The organism is Brevibacterium pityocampae, from assembly GCF_039541555.1.
GTDB classification, from domain to species: Bacteria; Actinomycetota; Actinomycetes; order Actinomycetales; family Brevibacteriaceae; genus Brevibacterium; species Brevibacterium pityocampae.
Genome location: NZ_BAABGL010000021.1, coordinates 1 through 1,008, shown reverse-complemented (window position 1 = coordinate 1,008; position 1,008 = coordinate 1). Strand labels below are relative to the sequence as shown.

At 62.9% G+C, this 1,008-nt stretch carries 1 pseudogene; it reads left to right on the top strand.

The features are described from left to right. A pseudogene (locus tag ABD883_RS11950) lies at positions 1–974 on the top strand (IS3 family transposase); the annotation flags it as partial. Positions 975–1,008: the final 34 nt, after the last annotated feature.

Genomic DNA, 1,008 nt, shown 5'->3' with positions numbered 1-1,008 from the left:
CTGCGTGAGCTCAGGCGACGCAACCGGCTGCTCGAGCAGGAGAACGAAGTCCTCCGCCGCGCGGCCGCTTATCTATCGCAGGCGAACCTGCCGTCAAAAGGCTCTACCCGCTCGTGAGAGAGCTCGCCGCCGACGGGATTCCCGTTGCGGTGTCGTGCCGGGTTCTGAAGCTCTCCCGCCAGCCGTACTATCGCTGGCTCACACGGCCGGTCCTTGATGCCGAATTAGTCGAGGCCTATCGGGCGAATGCTCTCTATGATGCCCACCGCGATGATCCGGAGTTCGGTTACAGGTTCCTCGCCGATGAAGCCTGCACATCCGGTGAGGCCATGAGCACCCGAACCGCTTGGCGGATCTGCTCGAGAAATCAGTGGTGGTCGGTGTTCGGCAAGGCTCGGGCGAAGAACGGGAAGAAGCCGGGTCCGCCCGTCCACGACGACCGGGTCGAACGGAACTTCACCGCGGCTGGTCCTAACGAGTTGTGGCTGACCGACATCACCGAGCACAAGACGGACGAGGGCAAGCTCTACCTCTGTGCGATCAAGGATGTGTACTCCGGCCGGATCGTTGGCTATTCCATTGACAGCCGGATGAAGGCCCGTCTGGCTGTGGATGCCCTGGAGATGGCCGCCGTGCGGCGCGGGGACGTGACCGGTTGCGTGGTCCACAGCGACAGGGGCTCGCAATTTCGTTCACGGAAGTATGTCACCGCTCTGACCAGGCGCGGGCTGGCCGGATCGATGGGTCGCGTGGGTGCAGCGGGCGATAATGCGGCAATGGAATCGTTCTTCGCGCTCTTGCAGAAAAACGTCCTCGACCGCCGGCGCTGGTCTACCCGCGAGAAGTTGCGGATCGCAATCGTGACCTGGATTGAGCGGACGTATCACCGTCGGCGTCGGCAAGCGCGCCTGGGCCGGTTGACGCCGGTGGAGTACGAGGCGATCATGAAACCCGCTGCGAACCTCGCAGCGTGAAACCCAAACTGACACTTAAACGTGCATCAGTCCC